This is a genomic window from Pseudomonas sp. GW821-FHT02H06 (assembly GCF_059421525.1).
Map to the genome: position 1 here is coordinate 76,106 of NZ_JBWKVD010000020.1, position 23,318 is coordinate 99,423.

General features: G+C 61.6%; 25 protein-coding genes. 15 read left to right on the forward strand and 10 right to left on the reverse strand.

All coding sequences use genetic code 11. The features are described 5' to 3' along the window. Positions 1–6 precede the first annotated feature (6 nt). Positions 7–216: a hypervirulence associated TUDOR domain-containing protein gene (locus AC07VF_RS23845; RefSeq protein WP_172612667.1), complete on the forward strand. Its 210-nt coding sequence runs from the start codon at positions 7–9 to the stop codon at positions 214–216. A gap of 91 nt (positions 217–307) precedes the next feature. Here the strand turns inward: AC07VF_RS23845 and AC07VF_RS23850 are convergent, their stop codons facing one another. The 3 genes from AC07VF_RS23850 to AC07VF_RS23860 all read right to left on the reverse strand — a co-directional run bounded on the left by AC07VF_RS23850 (position 308) and on the right by AC07VF_RS23860 (position 2,558). Further along, positions 308–1,369: an SDR family oxidoreductase gene (locus AC07VF_RS23850; RefSeq protein ID WP_346627787.1), complete on the reverse strand. Its 1,062-nt coding sequence runs from the start codon at positions 1,367–1,369 to the stop codon at positions 308–310. Between the two features lie 136 nt (positions 1,370–1,505). Further along, complete coding sequence (locus tag AC07VF_RS23855) at positions 1,506–1,988, reverse strand: DUF2938 family protein (protein ID WP_495009739.1); 483 nt, start codon at positions 1,986–1,988, stop codon at positions 1,506–1,508. A 216-nt stretch (positions 1,989–2,204) separates the two neighbouring features. Further along, on the reverse strand, positions 2,205–2,558 hold the full coding sequence (locus tag AC07VF_RS23860) for a hypothetical protein (protein ID WP_495009738.1): 354 nt from the start codon (positions 2,556–2,558) through the stop codon (positions 2,205–2,207). Between the two features lie 290 nt (positions 2,559–2,848). Between AC07VF_RS23860 and AC07VF_RS23865 the strand changes: the two genes are divergently transcribed. Further along, a complete protein-coding gene (locus AC07VF_RS23865) occupies positions 2,849–3,988 on the forward strand; it encodes an ATP-binding protein (RefSeq protein WP_495009737.1) in 1,140 nt (379 codons plus the stop codon). A gap of 366 nt (positions 3,989–4,354) precedes the next feature. Here AC07VF_RS23865 and AC07VF_RS23870 read toward each other — a convergent pair whose 3' ends face one another. Next, positions 4,355–4,879 (reverse strand): GNAT family N-acetyltransferase, encoded by a 525-nt coding sequence (locus AC07VF_RS23870; protein WP_495009736.1) that lies wholly within the window; start codon positions 4,877–4,879, stop codon positions 4,355–4,357. Between the two features lie 24 nt (positions 4,880–4,903). Further along, a complete protein-coding gene (locus AC07VF_RS23875) occupies positions 4,904–6,082 on the reverse strand; it encodes a GGDEF domain-containing protein (protein ID WP_495009735.1) in 1,179 nt (392 codons plus the stop codon). Positions 6,083–6,338: 256 nt separating this feature from the next. Here AC07VF_RS23875 and AC07VF_RS23880 point away from each other — a divergent pair, with 256 nt between their 5' ends. Continuing rightward, the gene (locus AC07VF_RS23880) at positions 6,339–7,322 is read left to right on the forward strand and encodes a GlxA family transcriptional regulator (protein ID WP_495009766.1); all 984 of its coding nucleotides are present in this window, start codon (positions 6,339–6,341) and stop codon (positions 7,320–7,322) included. Positions 7,323–7,424: 102 nt separating this feature from the next. Continuing rightward, positions 7,425–7,898 (forward strand): transcription elongation factor GreB, encoded by a 474-nt coding sequence (gene greB, locus AC07VF_RS23885; protein WP_172613149.1) that lies wholly within the window; start codon positions 7,425–7,427, stop codon positions 7,896–7,898. A 63-nt stretch (positions 7,899–7,961) separates the two neighbouring features. Here greB and AC07VF_RS23890 read toward each other — a convergent pair whose 3' ends face one another. Further along, on the reverse strand, positions 7,962–10,475 hold the full coding sequence (locus AC07VF_RS23890; RefSeq protein WP_495009734.1) for an ABC transporter permease: 2,514 nt from the start codon (positions 10,473–10,475) through the stop codon (positions 7,962–7,964). Then, entirely contained in the window at positions 10,475–11,158 is a 684-nt protein-coding gene (locus AC07VF_RS23895) for an ABC transporter ATP-binding protein (RefSeq protein WP_192172418.1), read from the reverse strand. The genes AC07VF_RS23890 and AC07VF_RS23895 overlap by 1 nt, the downstream gene beginning before the upstream one ends. A 10-nt stretch (positions 11,159–11,168) precedes the next feature. On the opposite strand from AC07VF_RS23895, the gene AC07VF_RS23900 reads away from it, so the two are divergent. The 5 genes from AC07VF_RS23900 to AC07VF_RS23920 all read left to right on the forward strand — a co-directional run bounded on the left by AC07VF_RS23900 (position 11,169) and on the right by AC07VF_RS23920 (position 15,338). Further along, positions 11,169–11,774, forward strand: a complete 606-nt coding sequence (locus AC07VF_RS23900) for an arylesterase (protein ID WP_346627780.1) — start codon at positions 11,169–11,171, stop codon at positions 11,772–11,774. A 208-nt stretch (positions 11,775–11,982) separates the two neighbouring features. Next, a complete protein-coding gene (locus tag AC07VF_RS23905) occupies positions 11,983–13,293 on the forward strand; it encodes a hypothetical protein (protein WP_192172420.1) in 1,311 nt (436 codons plus the stop codon). Between the two features lie 165 nt (positions 13,294–13,458). Then, entirely contained in the window at positions 13,459–13,917 is a 459-nt protein-coding gene (locus tag AC07VF_RS23910) for a thiol-disulfide oxidoreductase DCC family protein (protein WP_495009733.1), read from the forward strand. Positions 13,918–13,988: 71 nt separating this feature from the next. Then, positions 13,989–14,285 (forward strand): hypothetical protein, encoded by a 297-nt coding sequence (locus AC07VF_RS23915; protein WP_192172422.1) that lies wholly within the window; start codon positions 13,989–13,991, stop codon positions 14,283–14,285. A gap of 84 nt (positions 14,286–14,369) precedes the next feature. Next, positions 14,370–15,338 carry a L,D-transpeptidase family protein gene (locus tag AC07VF_RS23920; RefSeq protein WP_192172423.1) on the forward strand — a complete coding sequence of 323 codons (969 nt, stop codon included), beginning with the start codon at positions 14,370–14,372 and terminating at the stop codon, positions 15,336–15,338. Positions 15,339–15,513: 175 nt separating this feature from the next. Here the strand turns inward: AC07VF_RS23920 and oprI are convergent, their stop codons facing one another. Then, a complete protein-coding gene (gene oprI, locus AC07VF_RS23925; RefSeq protein ID WP_003199355.1) occupies positions 15,514–15,765 on the reverse strand; it encodes an outer membrane lipoprotei OprI in 252 nt (83 codons plus the stop codon). 645 nt (positions 15,766–16,410) lie between these two features. Between oprI and AC07VF_RS23930 the strand changes: the two genes are divergently transcribed. Next, complete coding sequence (locus AC07VF_RS23930) at positions 16,411–16,692, forward strand: GNAT family N-acetyltransferase (RefSeq protein WP_065988521.1); 282 nt, start codon at positions 16,411–16,413, stop codon at positions 16,690–16,692. 65 nt (positions 16,693–16,757) lie between these two features. Here AC07VF_RS23930 and AC07VF_RS23935 read toward each other — a convergent pair whose 3' ends face one another. Continuing rightward, positions 16,758–17,834 carry a 3-deoxy-7-phosphoheptulonate synthase gene (locus AC07VF_RS23935; RefSeq protein WP_192172424.1) on the reverse strand — a complete coding sequence of 359 codons (1,077 nt, stop codon included), beginning with the start codon at positions 17,832–17,834 and terminating at the stop codon, positions 16,758–16,760. Positions 17,835–18,046: 212 nt separating this feature from the next. Here AC07VF_RS23935 and AC07VF_RS23940 point away from each other — a divergent pair, with 212 nt between their 5' ends. The 5 genes from AC07VF_RS23940 to cysB all read left to right on the forward strand — a co-directional run bounded on the left by AC07VF_RS23940 (position 18,047) and on the right by cysB (position 22,043). Continuing rightward, a complete protein-coding gene (locus AC07VF_RS23940; RefSeq protein ID WP_192172425.1) occupies positions 18,047–18,382 on the forward strand; it encodes a thioredoxin family protein in 336 nt (111 codons plus the stop codon). Positions 18,383–18,394: 12 nt separating this feature from the next. Further along, entirely contained in the window at positions 18,395–19,363 is a 969-nt protein-coding gene (locus tag AC07VF_RS23945; protein WP_495009732.1) for a putative 2-dehydropantoate 2-reductase, read from the forward strand. Positions 19,364–19,408: 45 nt separating this feature from the next. Next, positions 19,409–20,329, forward strand: a complete 921-nt coding sequence (locus AC07VF_RS23950; protein ID WP_282371410.1) for a 5'-nucleotidase — start codon at positions 19,409–19,411, stop codon at positions 20,327–20,329. A gap of 93 nt (positions 20,330–20,422) precedes the next feature. Continuing rightward, positions 20,423–20,917, forward strand: a complete 495-nt coding sequence (locus tag AC07VF_RS23955; protein WP_495009731.1) for a universal stress protein — start codon at positions 20,423–20,425, stop codon at positions 20,915–20,917. A gap of 151 nt (positions 20,918–21,068) precedes the next feature. Continuing rightward, positions 21,069–22,043, forward strand: coding sequence for an HTH-type transcriptional regulator CysB (gene cysB / locus AC07VF_RS23960; RefSeq protein WP_495009730.1), 975 nt, complete (start codon positions 21,069–21,071; stop codon positions 22,041–22,043). A gap of 139 nt (positions 22,044–22,182) precedes the next feature. On the opposite strand, the gene AC07VF_RS23965 is transcribed toward cysB, so the two are convergent. Beyond that, positions 22,183–22,917 carry a phosphoadenylyl-sulfate reductase gene (locus AC07VF_RS23965; RefSeq protein ID WP_495009729.1) on the reverse strand — a complete coding sequence of 245 codons (735 nt, stop codon included), beginning with the start codon at positions 22,915–22,917 and terminating at the stop codon, positions 22,183–22,185. Positions 22,918–23,318: the final 401 nt, after the last annotated feature.

Below are 23,318 nucleotides of genomic sequence, written 5' to 3' on the forward strand. Positions count from 1 at the left end.
AAATCGATGGCTCATGCATTCAAGGTCGGTGATCACGTGCGCTGGAATTCCGAAGCCGGGCACATCGTCGGCAAAGTGACGAAGGTGCACACCAAGGAGGTCGAGTTCATGGGCCGCCATCGCCATGCCTCGCCCGACGCGCCGCAGTACGAGGTCAAGAGCGACAAGACCGGGCACTTGGCGATGCACAAAGAGGACGCGCTGGAAAAGGCTTGAGTCCCGCGTCTTTGATGACAGATGGCCCGGATACAAAAACGCAGCGATGACCGAAATCATCGCTGCGTTTTTTTGTGGCCGGTTCAGCAGATCAAGGAATCAGGCGCTGGGCCCGCAACGTGTCGAACACGTCAAAGAACGCCTGGTCGCTGGCCTGGAACTCCTTGAAGCCCAGGGCCCGGCTTTTTGACATGTCGGTCACCACTTCGATGGGGCGACCGAGGTCAGCATCGGTGTGCCACGGCGAGATCAGGCGACTGATGTCGGCTTCTTTTAAACCGTGGGCGCGCACGAGCTCGTCCCATGCCCCTTGATCGTTGGCCATCTGCTCTTCCAGCGGGGACACCTTCTCCGGGAATGCAGCAGGGTGCACACCGAAGTACTCGGCGATCTGGCCCCACATCCACTTCCAGCGGAACACGTCGCCGTTGGTGATGTTGAACGCCTGATCCGCCGCCGCAGGGGTCGTCGCTGCCCACAGCTGCTGTTTGGCCAGTTGCCGCGCGTCGGTCATGTCGGTGAGGCTGTCCCACTGCACGCGGGAGCCGGGGAACACGAACGGGCGGCCGGTGGCTTTGCAGATCGACGCGTACACCGCGAGGGTAGTCGCCATGTTCATCGCGTTGCCCACTGCGACGCCGGTAACGGTGTGCGGACGGTGCACGCTCCAGGTGAAACCGTCGCGTTCGGCGGCGGCAAACACTTCATCTTCCTGGGCGTAATAGAAATTCTCGATGTCCAGCCGCCCTTGGGACTCACGGAACGGCGTCTGCGGCAGGGTGCCTTTGCCGTAGGCTTCGAACGGCCCGAGGTAATGCTTCAGGCCGGTGACCAGCGCGACGTGCTTGACGCTCTTCGCCGGGCTCAACGCGTCCAGCACGTTACGCACCATGGCGGCGTTGACGCGGATGTTTTCAGCTTCCGTGGCTTGACGCGACCAAGTCGTGAGGAAAACGTGGGTCGGCTTGAGGTCCGCGAGGGCCTGTTTGACCGACGCCGGGTCTTGCAAGTCTGCCGCGACGGGGATCACGCCTGGCGTTTGGGAGGGACGGCGGGAGAGGGCGGCCACCTGCCAACCGTTATCGAGCAACAGTTGAGTGGTTGCGCTGCCGACGATGCCGCTGGCGCCGACGACCAAGGCCGTTTGAGTCATGGGGATCTCCTGTTTGATCGGGTTGAACGAGCTTCATAACGATGCAGCTCTCAGGTTTCAGAACGGCATCGCTGCCCATAGGTTCAGCTCGATTGGCCGGGTGCGACCACACACCGCGCCGGCGCCCTCCTTTGACTCATCCGACCAGCAGCGCCGCGCCATACATGCCGATGGCGAAGACCACATGGCCGACCACATTCTGCAACCGCGCTACGTTCGGCTTCGGCGCCTTGTTGCACGCCACGCCGACACCCATGCCGGGCTGCAGGATGAACCAGCCGGCGCCGACGGTGACCAGCCCGACGATCAGCGCAGGGAGAAAGGTCGGCGCGTGCGCCCACTGCACGCCCCAGATAAACAGCAGCGCCGCGGCGAACAGCACGCCGACGGTGTAATGCATGAACCAGCCAATCACCAGCTCGTTGGGAACGGGAGGGGAATTGCCAATGCCATTGCGGTGCACGAACTGCCCCTTGGGCATCCCGGCGAACCAGCGACCGACGAGGTGCCAGGGCGGGGTCGGCAAACCCAGCAGCGCCTTGAGCAGCAGAGCCCAGAGATCCAGCAGCGCGGTGCCGCCGATGCCGATGAGAATTGCCAGGTAGATGAATTCGAACATGTCCGTCCCTGCGTGCTGTCAGTGATCGATGGGCGAGTGATGGCCGGACACGTTAGCAGTTTTGTCAGGGAAAGCGCGTGGGTTGAATGCATGCGTTGCATGAGTGGGACCGGCTTCAGCCGGGAAGAGACCTCCATGAACACCGCGAGATTTGCGGTGTGACATCCGAAGCCTTCCCAACTAAAGCCGGTCCTGCATTAAAGGTCGCTCAAGCACTTACCAGCGGTCATTGCCACGACCGTGGTCAAACCCCCGGCGGTAGCCACCGTCGTAGTAACCGTGGGGCGGTGGTGGCGCGAAACGGCGATATTCGACCCGCTCACGCACCGGCACATAGACAACCTGCTGGTACTGCGGCTGATAACGCGGCGCATAGCGCGGTTGCGGACGGTAATCCTGATAGCGATCGTGACGGTCGTTGTTCGACTGACTGATCACCGCGGCCAGTACGGCACCGACGGCGGCTCCGGCGATGACAGGCACAATCACGTTGCGTTCGCTGGCGGACGCCGTGCCGGCGCCAACGAGCAGACCGGACAGGATCAGGGCTTGGGTCATCTTGGCAATCATGGTGTCTCCTTTGGCGAAAGAGTGGGTTCGCCATGGACGTATGAAACACCGGATCCGTGTAAACCCACGTCTAGGATCGGTAAAGGTTGGGTAAACCCGGATGTGCTCAATCGGCGCAGCAGTGCACGACCGGCGATCGTTTAACCGCCTGCGACGATGTAATGTTCGGCCATCCGAGAGGTCACACGTGCAGTCCAATGGATTGCGACGGCCTTGTCCTCCTCGTGTCACGCTTTCCCCTGCCACCTCAGGCACCTCTTTTTGACATCGTTGACACTGGAACACAGCCCATGCGCCTGGCCGACTTCATCCTGCAGAACATCGAACCCATCCTGCAAAAGTGGGAAGCCTTCGCCAGGACCATGACGCCCGCCGCCAATGGCATGGACTCCGCCGAACTTCGCGACCACGCCGAACAGATGCTCCGCACGATCGCCGCTGACCTCCAGACCTCACAGACCGATGAGGCGCGAGTATCCAAGTCCAAAGGCGAAGCGCCCGATTCCGATAACGTCACTTCGGCCGAGACCCATGCTGAAGTCCGTCATTCGTCCGGCTTCACCATCGGTCAGATGATCGCCGAGTACCGGGCCTTGCGCACCAGTGTGCTGATGCTGTGGATGCCGCCCAAGGAAGTGAACCGGGCAGACGAGATTGCCGACATTCTGCGCTTCAACGAAGCCATCGATCAGGCCCTGGCCGAGTCCGTCGTGACCTACACCGATAATGTCGATGCTGCGCGCAACGTCTTCCTCGGCATCCTCGGTCACGATTTGCGCAGCCCGCTGGGGGCGATTTCCCTCAGCGCCGAAGTGCTGCTGCGTGCAGGCGACCTGCCGCCCAAGGCAACCAAGAACGTGTCGCGCATCTACACCAGCGTCAAGCGTTCGACCAAGATCGTCGGTGACCTGCTGGACTTTACCCGGACGCAACTGGGCTCGGGAATTCCAGTGCGAGTGGCGCGGGATGATTTTTTCCAGGCCTGCGAAGCCATGGTGGAAGAGGCTAGGGCCTACCATCCGGATCGTGAGATCGACATGCGCGGCGATACCCGAGTCGTCGCGCAATTTGATCGGTCACGGATGGAACAGGTCATGTCCAACCTGATCGGCAACGCGATCAAGCATGGCAACCCCATGACCCCGGTCACCGTCACGCTGATGGCGGGTGCCAAAACGGTGCCCCTCTCGGTGCACAACGAGGGCCCGCCCATTGAGGACAGCGTGAAAGCAACACTCTTCAACCCGATGGTGCGCAATTTTCAGGACGGAAAAGTGGAATACGGCGCGGCCGCAGGTCTTGGCCTGGGGCTGTATATCGCAGCGGCGATCGTCGACGCCCATAACGGCAGCATCAAGGTCGACTCCGCAGCCGACCGCGGCACCACCTTCACCGTGTCCTTGCCGTTGATCGGGGACGCAGGCGACTGAAGCGCGCAGATCTCCGGGCACAAATGCTGCAATCGATACACAGGGCAACGACCGCCGATCAGCCGGCGGTCAGGCTCGGGAAACCTCGAGCAACAAGTTGAATCAACTGGTTACGTAGGTGAGGTTAGGGGAAGTATATGGTGACCGACGATCTAGTCCGGTGGAACAGCCACTGGCGGTTAACCGACCACACAGTGTTGTGCAGGACCTGTAAAGCCAGGCAAAGCGAAGCCGAGCGAGAAGCGACCTTCGTGCATCTGCCGACCTGCGGTTATGCCCGAGAGGCCGCCCATCCCTGGGATGAGCTCGACGCGAGCTGCGGAATGCTGCAGACCTCCCATTGAATCGGACCCTGTCGCCGATCGCTTACTGCGATGGCTCGGCCACGGCGCTGTACATCAGGCTCGGGGCCTGACCGGCTACGTCATCGAGCTCGCCGCAACGGTGCATGCCGATTTTCTCCAGCACCCGAATCGACGCCGCGTGGGTCGGCCGGACGTAACCGTAGACCTCTTCCAGCTTCAAGCTTGAAAACCCGAAGTCCAGCGCCGCTCTGCCCATCTCCGTGGCAAACCCCTGTCCCCACGCCTCAACGGCGAACCGATAGCCCAGATTGACCCTTTGCACGCCCAAAAAATCATGAAACCCGATGCCGCCGAAGCCGATGATGTGTTCGGGGGCCTCCTTGCGCGCAATTGCCCACCAGCCAAAGCCGTGGGTCTGCCAGTGCTCGATCCAGCCCTTGAGCATGGCTGCTGCCTGGGCCTCGTCGGTCATCGGCCCGGAAGGGTTGAACAGCTGGGTCTGCGGGTCGCTGTAGATGGCGAACAGGCGGGCGAGATCATCAGGTTCCGGTGCGCGGTAGATCAGATGAGCGCTGCTCATGGCCATGGCAAGTGATCCTTCGGCTAGCCTTCAGAGTATTTGCAGCGGATCGCTGCTGCTGACGTCCTGATCTACCAGTTGAATGCGGTTGCGTCCACCGCGTTTGGATTCATACAAGGCGGCGTCGCTGCGTTCGATCAATTCTGCCAGGCTGGATGGCGGTTGGCTGAACAGGCTGGCACCGATGCTCAACGTAACGGGCTGGGGGGTGGAAAAAGTTGCCGAGGCGGTCGCGTGAAAGGCCTCGCGCAGCGTGCTCCCCACGGCCAGCAAATGCTCGCTGGAGGTGTCACTGAGCAACACCACGAATTCATCCCCGCCCAGGCGCGCGGCGAGCGAACCGGTGGGCAAGGCCCCGCGGATAATTTCACTGAGCGCGACCAGCAGTCGGTCGCCGGCGCTGTGGCCATAAAGGTCGTTGACCAGCTTGAAATTGTCGATGTCCATCAGCAGCAGCGCCCCCGGCCGCGCCTGCGAAACGTTCTCCAGCAGACGCTGCCCGCGCACTTCCAGCGCGCGGCGGTTGTACAGGGCCGTCAGCGGATCCCGCGCCGCCAGCCGGGCGATGCGTTTTTCCCGGCGATGACGCTCCGAGCCGGTCATCGACAGGGCGATCAGCATCACCGCCATCGTCCCTTCGACCAGCGAAATCTGGATGATCTCGCCACGAAAGGCGGCCAGATCGATCAGCGTGCCAGGCACCACCGCCGTGACCGCTTTGGAAAAATAGAACACGCCGTGGGCCAGCAGCACATAGCGCAATTGCACCGCGCCGACGCTCAGGGACTTGCCGTGAGGGCGCAGCAACCCGCTGGCCTTGACCATCAGCAGAGAGATCAACAGCGAGTTGGCTGCCAGCATCACTTTCGACCACCACGGCTGGTCCGGCAGCAGCAACAACCCGATCCACAGGACGAAGATCAGGTACCAGGCCCGCGACACGCGGGTCTCGGTAAACCGCGCAACGCCCAGCAGGAACAGCCAGTGGGCGGTGACCAGCAAGCCGTTGGCGAACCAGATGCCAATCAGCAGAATGCCGCTGCTGCGCAGCAATGCCAGGGTCGAGCCCACTGAAATAATGGCAAACCCCGCGCTCCAGAACAGCAGCGACGGCTCCCGCACCGTCCGCCACTCCACGGCCAGGTACAGCGCGGCGGCCGCAGCGAGGGCGATGGTCATCGTCAGCAGGGTGATCGGGTCGAGCGCCATAAGCAGCCTGATGGGTAAGGGTTGCGGTGTCGTCGCGAGTCGAAGCGCCGGGGGGCTTTCTTTCGCTGGCTGTTGTGTATCGGCCACCCCGACAAAACTTTAACGCCGGCGCCGTTCCGCTAGAATGGCGCGGACCCGGTCCTGCCGCCGTTATTCCAGGTCTTTGTTGGCTACGAACGGCTGCAACCATCGGTACCCCCAGGCAGGACGCACAAGCGAGGCGGCAGTGATCGAGCGGCGAGAATTCAGCGGAGGCATGAAGGGCAAGAACCTTCGCTACGTGGATGAAAACAGGCGAAGCCCCTCGGCCCAGACCCGAACCGGCTTCCTGCTGCTCGAACACTTTTCGTTGCCGGCTTTCACCCAGGCCCTGGACACGTTCGTCACCGCCAACCTGCTGCGCCCCGATCTGTTCACGTCGAGGACATTTGGCTTGCACGAGGGCGAAGTGGCCAGTGATCTGGGGCTGGTGATCCGGCCCGACACGCGGTTCGACGCGTCGGCGCTTAAGGCGCTGGACCTGCTGGTGATCTGTGGCGGTTATCGCACCGAGCTCAAGGCCGATGAGCCGCTGGTGCACCTGCTGACCACCGCCGCCGAACAGGGCATCACCCTCGCGGGGCTGTGGAATGGCGCCTGGTTCCTCGGCGCAGCGGGCTTGCTCGACGGCTACCGGTGCGCCATTCATCCCGAGCACCGCGCCGCCCTGGCGGAGATCTGCAAAGTCAGCGAAGTCACCAGCGAAGCTTTTGTCATCGACCGCGATCGTCTCACTGCCGCAAGTCCCGCCGGGGCCTTCCACATGGCGCTGGAATGGATCAAGACGCTGCACGACAAGGCGCTGATCGAAGGCATCGAGGACATTCTGTCTTTCGAGGAGTCGCGCTATCGGCGGATCAAGCCGAGCCGGCACATGACGGTCAGCGCGCCGCTCAAGGAAGTGGTCAAGCTGATGGACGCCAACCTTGAGGAACCTCTGGAACTGGAGCAACTGGCGGTGTACGCCGGACGTTCGCGGCGACAGATCGAGCGGCTATTCCAGGAACAACTGGGCACCACCCCGCAGCGCTACTACCTGGAACTGCGCATCACCGAGGCCCGACGCCTGCTGCAGCACACTGAGCTGACCCAGGTGGAAGTGCTGGTGGCCTGCGGGTTCGTCTCGCCGAGCCATTTCAGCAAATGCTACAGCGCGTACTTCGGCTATCGGCCTTCCAAAGAAAAGCGTCTGGTCAAATGAGCGCTGCCTTGATTTGCCCCTCGGCCAGCCCAACCCTGTAGGCTTCGTCCTCAACAGAACAAACGTACCCAGCCCGGGGCAGAGACAGCGTGAATGAGTGAGATCAGCACCAAAATAATCACCGTCGAGGGCCATGCCGCCCTGAAGAAGGAGCTCGATTACCTGTGGCGCGAGCACCGGCCTGATATCACGCAGAAAGTGGCGTGGGCCGCTTCCCTGGGGGATCGCAGCGAGAACGCCGACTATCAGTACAACAAAAAGCTGCTGCGCGAGATCGACCGGCGTGTGCGCTACCTGCGCAAGCGTCTGGAAGACATGCGCGTGGTCGCCTATTCGCCGGAGCAGGAAGGCCGGGTGTTCTTCGGCGCGTGGGTCGAAGTCGAGGACGAGGAGGGTGAGAGCAAGCGTTTCCGCGTCGTCGGTTATGACGAGATCTACGGACGCATGGACTACATCTCCATCGATTCGCCCATGGCCCGGGCGCTGCTGAAGAAAGAAGTCGGTGACGAAGTCTCGGTGCCGGTTCCGTCCGGCAGCAAGCAATGGTGGATCACCAAGATCGAATACCTGAAATAGCAGGGGAGCTTTGCGCGGGTTGACGGTGGGCGGCGCAGTGCCGCCCACCGTCATGCCCCACCGTTAGCCCTCGCGCAGCACTTGCAGGGGACTGGCGTTCAGCGCCCGCCGTGTGCCGAACACGCCCGCGCCGCCCACCAGCAAGGCGCCGATCAGCGGCAGCACCAGCAGCCAGATGTGGGGGTGCCACTGCAGGTTGAATGCGTAGCGGTACAGCGCAAAGCTCACCAGCTCGCACCCAATTGCCGCCAGCACACCGCTCACCGCGCCGAGCAGACCGAACTCGATGCGTCGAGCCTTGGTCAGCAACGCACGATTGGCGCCCAACGCCCGCAGCAGCGCACCCTGTCGGATCCGCTCATCCAGGGTCGCCTGCAAGCCGGAGAACAACACCGCCATCCCCGCCGCGAGCACGAACAGCAGCACGTACTGCACCGCCATCGTCACCTGATCGAGGATGCTGCGCAGCTGCTCCAGCAACGCTTCCACCTGCAGGATCGTCACCGCCGGGAAGGCCCGGGACAGCTCGACGATCTGCTGATCATTGCCGGGCGCCAGATAGAAACTGGTCAGGTACGTGGCCGGCACGTCCTTGAGGGTGCCGGGCTGGAAGATCATGAAGAAGTTGGGCTGAAAGGTGTCCCAGTTGATGTCGCGCAGGCTGGTGACTTTGACCTCGCGGGTCAGCCCGCCGATCACGAAACCGAGGGTGTCGCCCAGTTTCATGTTCAGGCTGTTGGCCAGTTTGGTTTCCACCGACACGCCGGGAACTTCGCCATCCGCAGGTGGCTGATCGCTGGGCCACCACTGGCCTGCGGTGATGCTGTTGCCTTCCGGCAGCGTCGCCGCCCACGTCAGGTTGAGGTCGCGCTGGGTGGCGTTTTCGCCACGGGAGTCCTTGGTGACAAACTTGCTTACCGGCTCGCCGTTGATCGTCATCAAACGCCCCGGAATCATCGGGTACAGCGGCGCGCTGTGGGTCGACAGGCGGCCCATGCGTTCAGCGAAGTTGTCCTTGTCGTTGGGCAGGATGTTCAGGGCGAAGTAGTTCGGCGCATCCTTCGGCAGCTGGTTCTGCCAAGTGTCGAGCAGCTCGCCGCGCAGCAGCGCAATCAGCCCCATGGACAGCAGAATCAGACCGAACGCCAGGGACTGGCCGGCTGCGGCCATGGGGTGGCGCAACAGCTGACCCAGGCCCAGACGCCACGGCAGCGACGCCCCGGCGAGCAAACGGCGCAGGCTTTTCAGGGCCAGCAGCAACACGCCGCCGAGTATCAGCGCCGCGATCAGACCGCCGCCGAGCAGGGCGAAGGTCAGCACCAGGTCCAGACTCAGGCGCCACATGATCAGGCCCAGTGCGAACAATGCCGCGCCGTAGACCAGCCATGTGCTCGCCGGGATGGGCAGCATGTCCCGACGCAATACCCGCAGCGGTGGCACGCGACCCAAAGCAGCCAGGGGCGGCAGTGCGAAGCCGGCGAGGGCGACCAGTCCGGTGCCGATTCCGGCAACTGCGGGCAGCCAGCCTCCGGGCGGGACGGCAGCAGGCAGCAGGTTTTCCAGCAAATGAAACAGCCCGAGTTGGGCGAACCAGCCGAGCAAAGCGCCCGCCACGCTGGCCACGACGCCGAGCATGGCCAGCTGCAAACCAAACAGCACCAGCGCTTCATTGCGCGACAGACCCAGGCAACGCAGCAACGCACTGGCGTCGAAGCGGCGCACCGCGAAACGCGCCGCCGACAAGGCAACCGCCACGCCGGCCAGCAGCACGGCGACCAGACTGGCCATGTTCAGGTAACGCTCGGCTTTGCCCAGCGCGCCGCCAATCTGCTGGTTACCATCGCGGGCGTCGTCGATCTTCTGATTCGGCGCCAGCCCGGGTTCGATCGCTTTGCGGTACGCGGCGAGGTCCTGGGGCGTGCCGCGCCACAATTCCCGGTAACTGACGCGGCTGCCGGGCTGCACGACCTTGGTGGCTTCAAGGTCGGCCATGTTGATCATCACCCGAGGCGTCAGGCTGTAGAAGTTGCCGGCGCGGTCGGGTTCGTAGGTCAGCACCCGGGTCAGATTCAAGGTCTTGGAGCCGACGTCGATGCTGTCGCCGACCTTCAGGTTCAGCGCCACCAGAATCCGCGCTTCCGCCCAGGCTTCGCCGGGTTGCGGCTCACCGCCCACGGTTTCGGCTTCATAGGGGGCAGGGGCGCTTTTCAGCTCGCCGCGCAACGGGTACGCCGCGTCCACGGCCTTGACGCTCGCCAGCTGAATGCCGTTATCGGTGGCAACCACGCTGGAGAAAATCACGATCTGCGAGTGATCCAGCTTCAGCGCCTTGCCGGCGTCGATCTGCGCAGGCGTCGCCGGTGCGGAGCCGCCGAGAATGAGGTCAGCACCGAGAAACTCCGTCGCTCGCAGCAGCATGGCGCTGTTGAGGCGTGCGCCGAAATAACCGATGGCCGTACTGGCGGCAACCGCCACCACCAGGGCGAAGAACAGCACGCGCAGCTCGCCGGCGCGGGCATCGCGCATGAGCTGGCGCGCCGCGAGGCTGAGCAGACGGGAAAAAGGCAGGCGTGCCATCAAGGCTCCATGGGGGCGACCAGTCGGCCACCCTCGAGACGGATCAGGCGCCGGCAACGGTGGGCCAGACGCTCATCGTGGGTGACCAGCACCAGGGTGGTGTTGCGCTCCTGGTTCAGCTCGAACAGCAGATCGCTGATGCGCTCGCCGGTGTGGCTGTCCAGGTTGCCGGTGGGCTCATCGGCGAACAGCACGTCCGGGTCGGCGGCAAACGCACGGGCGATGGCGACGCGTTGCTGCTCGCCGCCCGACAGTTGCCGTGGCGTGTGGGTCAAACGCTGACCCAGGCCGACGCGTTCCAGCAGATGGCGGGCCTGATCACGGGCGTCTTTGCGGCCTTCCAGCTCCATCGGCAGCATGACGTTTTCCAGCGCGTTCAGGCTGTCGAGCAACTGGAAGGACTGGAACACGAAGCCCACGTGTTCGGCGCGAACCCGAGCGCGCTGGTCTTCGTCCAGGTCGCTGAGATTGCGCCCCGACAGGACGACGGAACCGGCGCTGGGCAGGTCGAGGCCGGCCAGCAGACCGAGGAGGGTGGATTTGCCCGAGCCCGACGCGCCGACGATGGCCAGCGTGTCGCCCTTGTTTAGTTCCAGGGAGAGTTCGTGCAGGATGGTCAAGTCACCTTCGGTGCTTGGGACCACTTTGCTGAGGTTCCGAGCACTGAGAATACTTTCGCTCATGGAGAATCCGATGCGTGCGTGGTTTTTAAGTGCTGGCCTGGGTTTGCTGCTGATATCACAAGGCGCGATGGCAGGCACGGTGCTGATCGTTGGCGATAGTATCAGCGCGGCTTTCGGCCTGGATACCCGGTTGGGTTGGGTCAGTCTGCTGGAACAGCGTCTGGCAAAGGAAGGCTTCAAGGAAAAAGTGGTCAATGCATCGGTCAGCGGCGACACCAGTGCAGGAGGCCAGGCGCGGCTGCCGTCGCTGCTTGCCGAGCACAAACCGGATCTGGTGATCCTCGAACTGGGCGGTAATGACGGCCTGCGCGGGCAGCCGCCGGCGCAATTGCAACAAAACCTTACCGACATGGTTGAGCAGTCCAAAGCGGCGGGGGCCAAGGTGCTCTTGTTGGGCATGAAAATCCCGCCCAACTACGGTGAGCGCTACACCACGGCCTTCGCGGCGGTGTACCCGAAAGTCGCCGAAGCCACCGACGCTGCGCTGGTGCCCTTCATGCTGGAAGGCGTGGGCGGCAGGCCTGACATGACCCAGCAAGACGGCATTCACCCCAACGTCCAGGCTCAGCCTTACCTGCTGGATAACGTGTGGCCGGTGCTTAAGCCACTTCTTTAAATGCAATCTCTGAGGCTTCAGGATGGAGTTCCCTTCTGGTGCCTCAGTCGGCTCGTAATGCGGTTTATTACAGCTTTGCCCACCGTTGTGACAATCAATGCTCTCATCAGCGACGGTGACGCCCAATGTGATGAGCAGTCATGATCACGCTGGGAACCGGGGGACCGCCTTAGACCACCTACATGCTTCCAGGCACCAGGAGGCCCACATGAATCCCATTCGCCCCTATCAAGGTCAGCAACCTGCTTTCCACATTCCTGAAAGCGCGCAGCCGCATGGTTCCAATGCCCCAACCTCAACGCGTTCGTCGAACCAAACTTATCCAGCCGACTTGGCGCCTTCCAGAAACCGTTCCGTAGCGATGCCTTCAAAGGTGAAAGTAGGCGGAGATTCCTTTCTGATAGGAACGCTCAGAAGCCGGCTTGATGCTCAGTCAAGAGCCTATTTGCGTACGGCGCTGAATCCAGACGAAAACACGCCTACCACGCAACGTCAGGACGGAATCGTTTCCTATTTGGTGCAGCACGAGACCGAAGAAAACCAGACGCCCGGGCCAGATGTTTTAGCCGTGTCCGTTGACGTGGATCAAAATAAGTACCTTAAATCACTCGTGGCAGCCCGAGTCTCCGATAGAGAAACGGTTCTGGATCTCCGGTTTGATAGCAAGCTCGGCCACTTTGCAGAAAAACTAATCTCAGGATTGAGGTCGAAAACCGCGGATAACGTCCAGGCATCGATGCTGAAAAACGGTCCGAAATGGTATTGGGAACTGGAATCCGGGGAAGACCTGACGCTGAAGAAGCTTTCAGCTGAAAACATCGACGCCCTGAGAAGCGAGGTCAACGCTGCAAGCCTTAAAGATTATGAAAAGGCCTTCATTAAAAGCCTGATTGATGAGCCGCTTTACATCACCCACGCAGCGCCATCTGATGCCGACATAAAACGTCCGGACGGTACGGTTTCGTTATTTTCCAGAAGAAAGCTGGAGGAAAGACAAATAGAATTCAACACTGAAAACACGACGGACCACGATATCGCCATGCTTGCCAACGATGATCACGTGTTTTTTTCACTTGAGGCGGGTGATCAACCTCAGAAAGACAGCAGCCGGTTTGGCGACAAATTGATGAGATTCAAGTTTGATCAACCCAAGATCCTCAGCCATGCGACTCTGCATCTTGTCGACCCATTGACCGCCGTACCGCCCTCTGTGGGCTCACGCTTTGACGCCATTGAAGACCATATGGACGAAGAAGAGGCAGCGGACGCTATCGATAAACTTGAATCGCGCGCGTTCACCCCTGGCGAAGCGACATTTCATGGCCGGCATATGAAAATAGGGCTCGCCTTGTCCATTATTCAAACCTGTAGAAACAGCATGCCAGACGACATGAGTCGCGAGCTGCTAGAAGGCGAATCTGTTAATCGCGTAATGAATGGATTGTTCCGGCCTACCGTGATGGTCCCACGGCACTTCTTCGACAAACCGGTCGATGAGTCGGACATTTTAATAAATTAAACGGGACTGTCTGGGGACAGACTATGGACCATAGGCGTCTTTCTCGGCCTGGCGTGAGACCTCCAATGGTCTTGTGGCGTGGCCCGTGTTCAGGGTGACGTCTCGTCCATTGTCAGCGGCCCCGTTTGCGCCTATGGTGGCGAAAACCTGTACAGGACCCCAAAGATGTACAAGAAAGAGCAGTGGCCACTCACGCTGTACTTCGACGGTGACTGCCCGCTTTGCGCGCGGGAGATCAAGCTCTTGCGTTCTCACGCTTCCGCGCACGCCGACGCCACCGCAACCGCAGCGCAATTGCTGTTCGTCGACATCAGCCAAGAGGGTTTTGACGCCGGTGCACTCGGATTTAGCCGTGAGCAGATGGAGTCGGTATTGCACGCCCGATTCGACGATGGCACCTGGGTCACGGGCCTGGACGCAACCCTCTGGAGCTGGCGCGCAGCCGGTCTTGGCATCTGGGCTGCGCCGCTGTCGTGGCGGCCACTGAGGCCCTTGCTGAACGTCGGTTATCGCTTGTTCTGCCGCTGGCGTCCCCACCTGGCGTGGCTGCCTCATCCGGACGGGAGTCGCCGATGCCGCGACGACCGTTGCGCGGTTTCCCGACCCTCAGACCAAAACCGCTGATTTAAAGGCCTGCAGGCCTTTTCCGGACGGGGGCTTTCGGCTAATGTGGCGCCCCCGCTCTGGAGCCCCCAATGCCGCGCCGTCCTTCCTGGTCCCTTTATGCCTATCAACTGATCGAGCCCGACGAACAGCTCGACCTGTTCGCGTGCCAGGAAATCCTCGTGCATCTGGTCGCTCGCCAGCTCGAGCTGGCAGGCTCCGCCGACCGCACCTTGTGCGGCACCTTGCTGCCCGCCCAGCCGCGCTGGTCGGAAGTCCGGCAGACGGTTTATCAGGATGAGCGACTGTGCCCGCTGTGCCGGGCGATCATCGACGCGCAACGGCGCGGCTGGCACCCGATCTGGCCGGAACTGGAAACCGGCGTCTAAGGGCTCGCGCGCACTCCCCGAATGCGCAGGCGTGCGTGTACAATCGCGCACAATCAAGCCTTCCGTTTACCAAGGATTCTCCGGATGTTGTCGCGCATTCCAGCTTTCGCCCGCTGTCTGTCGCTCGCTGCGCTGTGCGCGGCCGGCCCCGTCTCCGCCCTGGAGTTTCCGTTGCCGCCGCCCGGTGAGGACATCATCGGTCAGGTGCAGACCGTCACCGCCAAGTACGAAGACACCTTCGCCGATCTGGCCACCCGCTACGACCTGGGCTATCTGGAAATGATTGCCGCCAATCCGGGCGTCGATGCCTGGCTGCCGGGCGCAGGCACTCAAATAGTGTTGCCGACGCGTTTCATCCTGCCGCCGGGTCCGCGCGAAGGCATCGTCATCAACCTGGCCGAGTACCGTTTGTACTACTACCCGAAAGGTCGGAACGTGGTTTACACCTTCCCGCTGGGTATCGGTCGCGAGGGCTGGGGTTCGCCGGTTTCCACCACCAAGGTCACCGCCAAAACGCCGAACCCGACCTGGACGCCGCCCGCGTCGGTCAAGGCCGAGCATGCCGCCGACGGCGACATCCTGCCCAACGTGGTCCCGGCCGGGCCGGACAACCCGCTGGGCCCGTTCAAATTCGGCCTCGGCTTGCCGGGCTACCTGATCCATGGCTCGAACAAGAAGTTCGGCATCGGCATGCGCACCAGTCACGGCTGCTTCCGCATGTACAACAACAACGTGCTGGAAATGGCGGACATGGTCCCGGTGGGCACCACTGTGCGCATCATGAGCGAGCCCTATAAGTTCGGCGTCAGCGGCGGCAAGGTCTACCTCGAAGCGCACACGCCGCTGGACGAAAGCGGCAAGCCGTCGGTAGTCGACAAGCACACCGCCGTGATCAACGCACTGCTCAAGCGTGAAGACCTGGCCAACAGCCTGCGCATCAATTGGGACGAAGTGCGGGACGTAGTGGCTGCCGAAGACGGCATGCCGGTCGAAATTGCCGTGCCGACCACGCCTGCGCCCGTGGTGGGCGGCGCGCCGATGACGCTGCAGTAACGCTGCGACGCCAATCAGGCGGTGCTGATGCCCGCCCGTCCTGCGTCGAATGCGCAGGCGGGCGGGTTTTTTATTGCCTGGGAAATGCCTGTTCAACAGAGGTCGCCGGCAAACGTCGGGCAATAAAAAAGCCGACCCGTTAACGGGTCGGCTTATCAATAATCCCGGGGGATTATTACTTACGGCTAGCCTTGTCCAACATACGCAGAGCGCGCTCGTTGGCTTCGTCAGCAGTTTGCTGAGCTTTTTGAGCTGCAGCCAGAGCTTCATCAGCCTTGCGATAGGCTTCATCGGCACGGGCTTGCGAACGAGCGGCTGCGTCTTCAGTTGCAGTCAGACGAGCTTCGGTTTCTTTGGATGCGCTGCTGCAACCGGTAGCCAGAACTGCGGCCAGGGCCAGAGCAGAGAATTTCAGAACGTTGTTCATCGTGTTCCCCTTAAAGGACTTCTATCAAATTAGTCATCTCTCGAGAGTGAGAAAATGACCGGCGTACATCTTACTCATTGTTTGTAGTAAGTAAACGGACCGCGCGCAAGATCTGCAGAAAATTCTTGGGTATGAACGTGTTCCGTGCAACTCCTCACGCTTTTTCTTCGCACGCAAAGAGCCCCAGGCGGTGGTGTCTGTCAGGTGACTCCGGCCCAGGCGATTTCCCACTACCAGCGACGTACCGGCGACCATTTTTGTATAGTCGATTATCGTGACAGGCGCATCCCTGAGGGCGGTTTTAATGACCTTCAAGTGACTTGAGTGCGGGCGTTGCGTCTCAATGGACATTGCCCGGCGACAACAGGTTCCATGGTGCACGCCTTCAGATGTGCGGCAGCGCAATTAACAGTTGATTCACTTGAGCGCACTTGCTCAGGGCGCCTACTATTTGCCTGTGCTCAAATTGTTTGAGAACAGCGACGCTCTTCGCGGTGTCCAAACGGCACAGGGTGGCGCAGTCAGCTCTACCGCAGAAGTCGCTATTGCAGAAGGCAATAGTTCTCATACTGCCTGTAGAGGTTCCTTCGCCGGGAAAATGTCGATAAGGTAAGGGTCCAATTCCAAGACCCGCGAGGAGTAGTGATGAGCGAGGCGTTGTCCATCCACCATGACGAGACCGGTCACCAGTTCGAAGTCAATATTGACGGCTACCGTGCCTATCTGACCTACATGGACCTGGGTAAAGAGACCCTGGATATCTACCGTACGTTCGTTCCCAACGAATTGCGCGGACGTGGGATAGCGGCAGCCTTGACCAAGGTGGCCCTCGACTACGCCGACCGGATCGGCTACACCGTGATTCCTTCGTGCTCCTACGTGGAACGCTACATGGAGCGCAACCAGCGCCAGGCTGCCAAGATCTGACCCAGGCGCGCGTCACACAGTAAAACGCCGAGCATGTGCTCGGCGTTGTCGTTTCTGCGGGCAGGTCAGTCGCGCTTGCGCTTGGGCAATACGTCCTTGAGCTTGGCGTGCATGCTGCGCAGGGTCTTTTCAGTGCTTTCCCAGTCGATGCATGCATCGGTGATGGACACGCCGTATTGCAGGTCGGCGAGGTCTTTGGGAATGGCCTGGCAGCCCCAGTTCAGATGGCTCTCGACCATCAGGCCGATGATTGACTGGTTGCCTTCGAGAATCTGGTTGGCGACGTTCTCCATCACCAGCGGTTGCAGCGCCGGGTCCTTGTTGGAGTTGGCGTGGCTGCAATCGACCATGATGTTCGGCTTGATCTTCGCCTTGTTCAGCGCCTGTTCACACAGGGCGACGCTGACCGAATCATAGTTGGGCTTGCCGTTGCCGCCGCGCAGCACGACGTGGCCGTAGGCATTGCCCTTGGTGGTGACGATGGACACGCCGCCTTCCTGGTTGATACCCAGGAAGCGATGGGGGCTGGACACCGATTGCAGGGCGTTGATCGCCACGGTCAGGCCGCCGTCGGTGCCGTTCTTGAAGCCGACTGCCGAGGACAGGCCCGAGGCCATTTCCCGGTGAGTCTGGGATTCCGTGGTGCGCGCGCCGATGGCCGACCAACTGATCAGGTCCTGCAGGTACTGAGGCGAAATCGGGTCGAGGGCTTCGGTCGCGGTCGGCAGGCCTTTTTCGGCCAGGTCGCGCAGCAATTGACGGCCGATGTGCAGACCATCCTGAATCTTGAAAGAGTCGTCCAGGTACGGGTCGTTGATCAGGCCTTTCCAGCCGACGGTGGTGCGTGGCTTCTCGAAATACACGCGCATGACCAGATACAACGTATCGGACACCTCGGCGGCGAGTGCTTTCAGGCGATCGGCGTATTCGTGGGCGGCCTTGAGGTCGTGGATCGAGCAGGGCCCGATCACGACGAACAGGCGGTGATCCTTGCCATCGAGGATGTTGCGGATGACTTCGCGGCCCTGGCTGACAGTGGCCTGGGCGGCGGCGGTCAGCGGGATTTCGCGTTTCAGCTGATCCGGGGTGATCAGTGTCTCGTTGGAGGCAACGTTGAGGTCGTCAATCGGTAAATCAGCCATCGTGTTACTCATCAGGTCACGGATGCTGGCCGCCAGCGTCCCCGTGCGGCGGAGCCGAGCATGATTGAGCGCAACGGGGGAGCCGAACCTTAGCGCGTTAGCCGGTGGTTCGACAATGGGTAAACGTGGCTTTCGTCCAACGGTTGCGGCATTGTCTGACCTGTCTGGGGTGGCGACAGGCATCACCCGAACATCATTCAGAGGAGAAGCGCGTGGATCAATTGCAACTGACGGACTTCGACCTCGACCAGCAACTTCTCAACCTGCCCGGCGTCTCACTGCTGATTTTCACCAGCCTGGGCTGCTCCAGTTGTCGCTGGGCCCGGCATCATTTACCCGAGCAATCGCTGCCTGTTGACCGCCTGTGCTGGATCGATGCCGAAGAAAACGGCGGCGCGGTGCAGCGCTACGGCGTGTTTCATCTGCCGACGATGTTTGTGATCCGCGACGGTGCCTTCTTCGGGCCCCTTCGCACGCAGATGTCCGCCGAGGCCATTGTCCCGGGCCTGGCCCACGCGCTGGCGACGCCGCCAGACGAATTACCCTGAAGCGGAGTTTCCATGAGCGAGAGCACAGCGAGCGAAAGCTCAACCAGACCCCGGATCGGCATCATCGGCACCGGCGCGATCGGCGGCTTCTACGGCGTGATGCTGGCCCGGGCCGGCTTCGATGTGCACTTTCTGCTGCGCAGCGAATTCGAGGCCGTCGCCCGCAACGGCCTGCGGGTAGACAGCCATGTGCATGGCCCGTTAGTGCTGGAAAATGTCCAGGCCTACGCCTCCGCCGCCGACATGCCGCCCTGCGACTGGCTGCTGATCGGCGCGAAGACCACCGGCAACGGCGGGGTGGCCTCCGCCATCGTTCAGGCCGCGGCGCCGGACGCCAAAGTTCTGCTGCTGCAAAACGGGTTGGGCGTCGAGGAAGAGCTGCGCGCCGAGCTACCGGATTCCCTTCATCTATTGGGCGGCTTGTGTTTTGTCTGCGTGCATCGCACCGGTCCGGGCCAGATCACCCATCAGGCCTTCGGTGCCGTGAATATCGGCTATCACAGCGGGCCGGCCGATACGGCAACGCGCGGGCATTGGGTCGAGGAGGGGGCGTCGCTGTTTCACCAGGCCGGCATCGACTCTGTGGCGATGGACAATCTCGACAAGGCGCACTGGCAGAAACTGGTGTGGAACGTGCCCTACAACGGGCTTTCCGTGCTGCTCAACGCCAGCACCACGCCGCTGATGGCCGATGCCGACAGTCGCGCGCTGATTCAGGGCCTGATGGCGGAAGTGGTGCAAGGCGCCGAGGCGTGCGGCCACGTGCTGCCGGTGGGTTACGCCGAGCAATTGCTTAAGGTCACCGGCCATATGCCGGATTACCGGCCGAGCATGTACCACGACTTCACCGAAAAACGCCCGCTGGAACTCGACGCCATCTATGCCCGGCCCCTCGCCGCTGCGCTTTCCGCTGGCTGTGACATGCCCAAGGTGCGCGCCCTGTATCACGCGCTGGCGTTCATTGATCGCGGCAATCGTTAACGGCCATGCCGTGCGCTTGCCCAACTGCTGCTTTAAGGATGACTGATGAGCACCGAGCTGAACGTTAAAACCCCGGGGAGCAAGCTGGTGCTGGCAATCTCCTCGCGGGCGCTGTTTGATCTGCGGGAAAGCCATGACGTTTACATGGCCAATGGGGTCGCTGCCTATCGTCAGTACCAGATCGACCACGAGGACGAAATTCTCGAGCCCGGTGATGCGTTCCGGCTCGTGGAAAAACTGCTCAGCCTGAACGCCAGCCTGAACCAGTCCCGGGTGGAAGTGGTGCTGGTTTCGCGCAACAGCGCCGACACCGGCTTGCGCGTGTTCAATTCGATTCAGCACTACGGCCTCGACATTTCCCGCGCCGCGTTCGTCGGCGGCCGCAGTCCGTTTCCGTACCTCGCCGCCTTCGGCAGTCACCTGTTCCTGTCGACCCATGCCGATGACGTGCGTAGCGCCCTGGACGCGGGGTTTGCCGCCGCGACCATCCTTTCCGGTGGCGCCCGTCGTGCGGCCAGTGCCGAGCTGCGTATTGCCTTCGACGGCGACGCCGTGCTGTTCTCCGATGAGTCCGAGCGCGTGTATCAGTCCGGTGGGCTGGAGGCGTTCCAGGCCAACGAGCGCGAGGCGGCGCGACGGCCATTGCCCGGCGGGCCATTCAAACCCTTTCTCGCGGCATTGAACGCCCTGCAGCGCGAATTCCCCGAAGAGTCCTGTCCGATTCGCACGGCGCTGGTGACTGCGCGTTCAGCCCCCGCCCACGAACGGGTGATTCGTACCCTGCGCGAGTGGGACATCCGTCTGGATGAGTCGCTGTTCCTCGGCGGCCTGGACAAATCGGCGTTTCTCGAAGCCTTTGCCGCGGACGTGTTCTTCGACGATCAGCCGGGCCACTGCGAGCGCGCGCGCGAGGTGGTGGCGACCGGGCACGTGCCCCACGGTATCAGCAACGAGCTAAAACCCTGAGGCGTTAGACCGAAAAGCAGCAGTCGGCCGTCGCAGTGCGCAGCGCGCTGCTACGCTGATGAAGTCTTCACTTCACAGGCTGCCGGGGGTCCCATGATCCGTTCGATGCTCTACGCCACGGACCTCGGTGTTTATGCGCCGTATGTGTTGCAGCACGCGCTGGTGTTGGCGCGGACCTTCGACGCCGAGCTGCACGTTGTGCATGTGGTGGAGCCGATGGGCGTGTTTGCCGAGTCCGTGCTGCAGAGCTATCTGGCGGCAGACGTCTTGAAAGAACTGCACAGCGAGGGCGTCAACACGGTGATCGACGGCATTGAGGCGCGGGTGCTGGCCAGTTTTCGCGAGGAACTGGGCGAGGGCCATGAGGACCTGGCGCTGATTCGCAGTGTTCGCGTGGTCCAGGGCGACCCATCCAATGTGATACTCGATCAGGCGCGCCTGCTCGGCGTTGATCTGCTGGTGGTGGGCAGTCACAGTCACGGTGGGGAGGGCGATACGCCCATAGGCCGAACGGCGGCGCGAGTGCTGCAACTGGCCGGCGTGCCGGTGTACATGGTGCCGATGCTGCAAAGTCGTACACAAACGTGATCGCGTTCCGGGAATGTGCCAAGGGCGTTAAAAGCTGCGTGCCATTACTGGATAAAAGTGATAAAAAGTTCTAGCTTTGCCTTCCTGACCAATAATCCAGTTATATACCGTCGCTGATGCCCGTGGCGTCTTCCGGCTTTGAGGGATACATATGAAGCTCCAACAATTGCGCTACATCTGGGAAGTGGCGCACCACGACCTCAACGTTTCAGCGACCGCGCAAAGCCTCTACACCTCGCAGCCAGGCATCAGCAAGCAGATCCGCCTGCTGGAAGACGAGTTGGGCGTCGAAGTCTTCGCCCGCAGCGGCAAGCACCTGACCCGCGTCACCCCGGCAGGCGAGCGCATCATCACCACCGCCGGCGAGATCCTGCGCAAGGTCGAGAGCATCAAGCAGATCGCCCAGGAATTCTCCAACGAGAAAAAGGGCACGCTGTCCATCGCCACCACCCACACCCAGGCGCGTTACGCGTTGCCGCCGGTGATCAGCAATTTCATCAAGCAGTACCCGGACGTCGCGCTGCACATGCATCAGGGCTCACCGATGCAGATCGCCGAAATGGCCGCCGACGGCACGGTCGATTTCGCCATCGCCACGGAAGCGCTGGAATTGTTCGGCGATCTGGTGATGATGCCGTGCTACACCTGGAACCGCTGCGTGGTCGTCCCTCAGGGCCACCCGCTGACCAAGGTGCCGAAGCTGACCCTGGAGATTCTCGCCGAATACCCGATCGTGACGTACGTGTTCGGCTTCACCGGCCGTTCCAAACTCGACGAAGCATTCAGCCACCGTGGCCTGACGCCGAAAGTGGTGTTCACCGCCGCCGACGCTGACGTCATCAAGACCTACGTGAGATTGGGACTGGGCGTTGGCATCGTCGCGAAAATGGCCGTCGATCCGAAGCTGGACAGCGATCTGGTGGTGCTCGACGCCAGCAAACTGTTCGAAGCCAGCGTGACCAAGATCGGCTTCCGCCGCGGCACCTTTCTGCGCGGCTTCATGTGCGATTTCATCGAGAAATTCGCCCCGCACCTGACCCGCGACGTCATGGCCAAAGCCATTCAGTGCCACAACAAGCAGGAGCTGGAAGAGCTGTTTGCCGGGGTTGAACTGCCGGAGCATTAACAGGCCCGACCTGCGGGTCACGCCTTGCGCTTGACCTGTAGGAGTGAGCTTGCTCGCGATGCGTCAATTCAGGCGCTGAACGGCGTCTGCCAGACCGTCATCGCGAGCAAGCTCACTCCTACAACGTTGCGATCTGCTCTCAGGACTTCGCGATCATATTCCCGGCATGCAGCCCGCATTCCTTCTGCGTCGCTTCTTCCCACCACCAGCGGCCTTCGCGTTCGTGCTGATTTGGCAGGACAGGGCGCGTGCAGGGTTCGCAGCCGATGCTGATGAAGCCGCGCTCGTGCAGGGTGTTGAAGGGCAGTTCGAGCATGCGGATGTAATTCCACACGTCGGCGCTGCTCATCTGGGCCAGCGGGTTGAACTTGTACAGCGTGCGCTCCGAGGTCGAGAACGCGCTGTCGATTTCCACCACCGCCACGTTGTTGCGCGTGCTCGGGCTCTGGTCGCGACGCTGACCGGTGGCCCAGGAGGTAACGCCGGACAGCTTGCGGCGCAACGGCTCGATCTTGCGGATCCCGCAGCACTCGCCATGACCGTCGCGGTAAAAGCTGAACAAGCCCTTTTCCTTGACCATAGGCTCGAGCTTTTCGCGGTCCGGGCTGACGATGTCGATGTCGATTTTGTACTGCTCGCGGACCTGATCGATGAAGCGATAGGTCTCCGGGTGCAGCCGGCCGGTGTCCAGGCTGAACACCTTGACGTTCTTGTTGATTTTCCAGGCCATGTCCACCAGCACCACGTCCTCCGCGCCACTGAAGGAAATCCACAGGTCGTCACCGAAGTGCTGGAAAGCAAATTTGAGAATGTCGGATGGGGATTTGTTGGCGAAGGTGGCAGCGATGTCGTCAACGTCGAAAGGGTGATTCATCTGGGCGGCTTCCTGATCAGGGCTGGCGCTTAGGCGCTCGTAATGGCGCAGATGGTAACAAAAAACATCGCGCCTTTTGGCTGAAAGCGGGAGAACACGGGTGCTTTTGCGGGCGGCAAACCTATGGGAGCGCCACCCCGGTCACCCCCGCAGGTCCAAAGGCCCGGCCAAATCCCGAGGCGACCCACGATCCTGTGAGCGAGCTTGCTCGCGAAGGCTTACTGTCATTCCCCAGAGAAAGTGGCTGGCTGTCCTGGCCTCTTCGTGAGCAAGCTCACTCCCACAAGTCCTATGAACCGGCCGAAATCCTGAGGCGACCCACGGTCCTGTGGGAGATTCTATGGTTGTCATCAAGCCAAAATCCCCCTTTTCGGTTGGTAGTCGCTCTGATTTTTCATCAG

Excerpts from the sequence above, each read along its gene's own strand:
- AC07VF_RS23915 (WP_192172422.1), top strand. The coding sequence starts at position 13,989 with ATGCCGCGCCGTCCTTCCTGGTCCCTTTATGCCTATCAACTGATCGAG.
- AC07VF_RS23935 (WP_192172424.1), bottom strand. The coding sequence starts at position 17,834 with ATGGCTGATTTACCGATTGACGACCTCAACGTTGCCTCCAACGAGACA.
- AC07VF_RS23930 (WP_065988521.1), top strand. The coding sequence starts at position 16,411 with ATGAGCGAGGCGTTGTCCATCCACCATGACGAGACCGGTCACCAGTTC.
- AC07VF_RS23900 (WP_346627780.1), top strand. The coding sequence starts at position 11,169 with ATGCGTGCGTGGTTTTTAAGTGCTGGCCTGGGTTTGCTGCTGATATCA.
- AC07VF_RS23875 (WP_495009735.1), bottom strand. The coding sequence starts at position 6,082 with ATGGCGCTCGACCCGATCACCCTGCTGACGATGACCATCGCCCTCGCT.
- AC07VF_RS23855 (WP_495009739.1), bottom strand. The coding sequence starts at position 1,988 with ATGTTCGAATTCATCTACCTGGCAATTCTCATCGGCATCGGCGGCACC.
- AC07VF_RS23850 (WP_346627787.1), bottom strand. The coding sequence starts at position 1,369 with ATGACTCAAACGGCCTTGGTCGTCGGCGCCAGCGGCATCGTCGGCAGC.
- AC07VF_RS23920 (WP_192172423.1), top strand. The coding sequence starts at position 14,370 with ATGTTGTCGCGCATTCCAGCTTTCGCCCGCTGTCTGTCGCTCGCTGCG.
- AC07VF_RS23905 (WP_192172420.1), top strand. The coding sequence starts at position 11,983 with ATGAATCCCATTCGCCCCTATCAAGGTCAGCAACCTGCTTTCCACATT.
- AC07VF_RS23895 (WP_192172418.1), bottom strand. The coding sequence starts at position 11,158 with ATGAGCGAAAGTATTCTCAGTGCTCGGAACCTCAGCAAAGTGGTCCCA.
- AC07VF_RS23950 (WP_282371410.1), top strand. The coding sequence starts at position 19,409 with ATGAGCACCGAGCTGAACGTTAAAACCCCGGGGAGCAAGCTGGTGCTG.
- cysB (WP_495009730.1), top strand. The coding sequence starts at position 21,069 with ATGAAGCTCCAACAATTGCGCTACATCTGGGAAGTGGCGCACCACGAC.
- AC07VF_RS23945 (WP_495009732.1), top strand. The coding sequence starts at position 18,395 with ATGAGCGAGAGCACAGCGAGCGAAAGCTCAACCAGACCCCGGATCGGC.
- AC07VF_RS23880 (WP_495009766.1), top strand. The coding sequence starts at position 6,339 with ATGAAGGGCAAGAACCTTCGCTACGTGGATGAAAACAGGCGAAGCCCC.
- AC07VF_RS23910 (WP_495009733.1), top strand. The coding sequence starts at position 13,459 with ATGTACAAGAAAGAGCAGTGGCCACTCACGCTGTACTTCGACGGTGAC.
- AC07VF_RS23890 (WP_495009734.1), bottom strand. The coding sequence starts at position 10,475 with ATGGCACGCCTGCCTTTTTCCCGTCTGCTCAGCCTCGCGGCGCGCCAG.
- AC07VF_RS23860 (WP_495009738.1), bottom strand. The coding sequence starts at position 2,558 with ATGATTGCCAAGATGACCCAAGCCCTGATCCTGTCCGGTCTGCTCGTT.
- oprI (WP_003199355.1), bottom strand. The coding sequence starts at position 15,765 with ATGAACAACGTTCTGAAATTCTCTGCTCTGGCCCTGGCCGCAGTTCTG.
- AC07VF_RS23870 (WP_495009736.1), bottom strand. The coding sequence starts at position 4,879 with ATGGCCATGAGCAGCGCTCATCTGATCTACCGCGCACCGGAACCTGAT.
- AC07VF_RS23845 (WP_172612667.1), top strand. The coding sequence starts at position 7 with ATGGCTCATGCATTCAAGGTCGGTGATCACGTGCGCTGGAATTCCGAA.
- AC07VF_RS23955 (WP_495009731.1), top strand. The coding sequence starts at position 20,423 with ATGATCCGTTCGATGCTCTACGCCACGGACCTCGGTGTTTATGCGCCG.
- AC07VF_RS23965 (WP_495009729.1), bottom strand. The coding sequence starts at position 22,917 with ATGAATCACCCTTTCGACGTTGACGACATCGCTGCCACCTTCGCCAAC.
- AC07VF_RS23865 (WP_495009737.1), top strand. The coding sequence starts at position 2,849 with ATGCGCCTGGCCGACTTCATCCTGCAGAACATCGAACCCATCCTGCAA.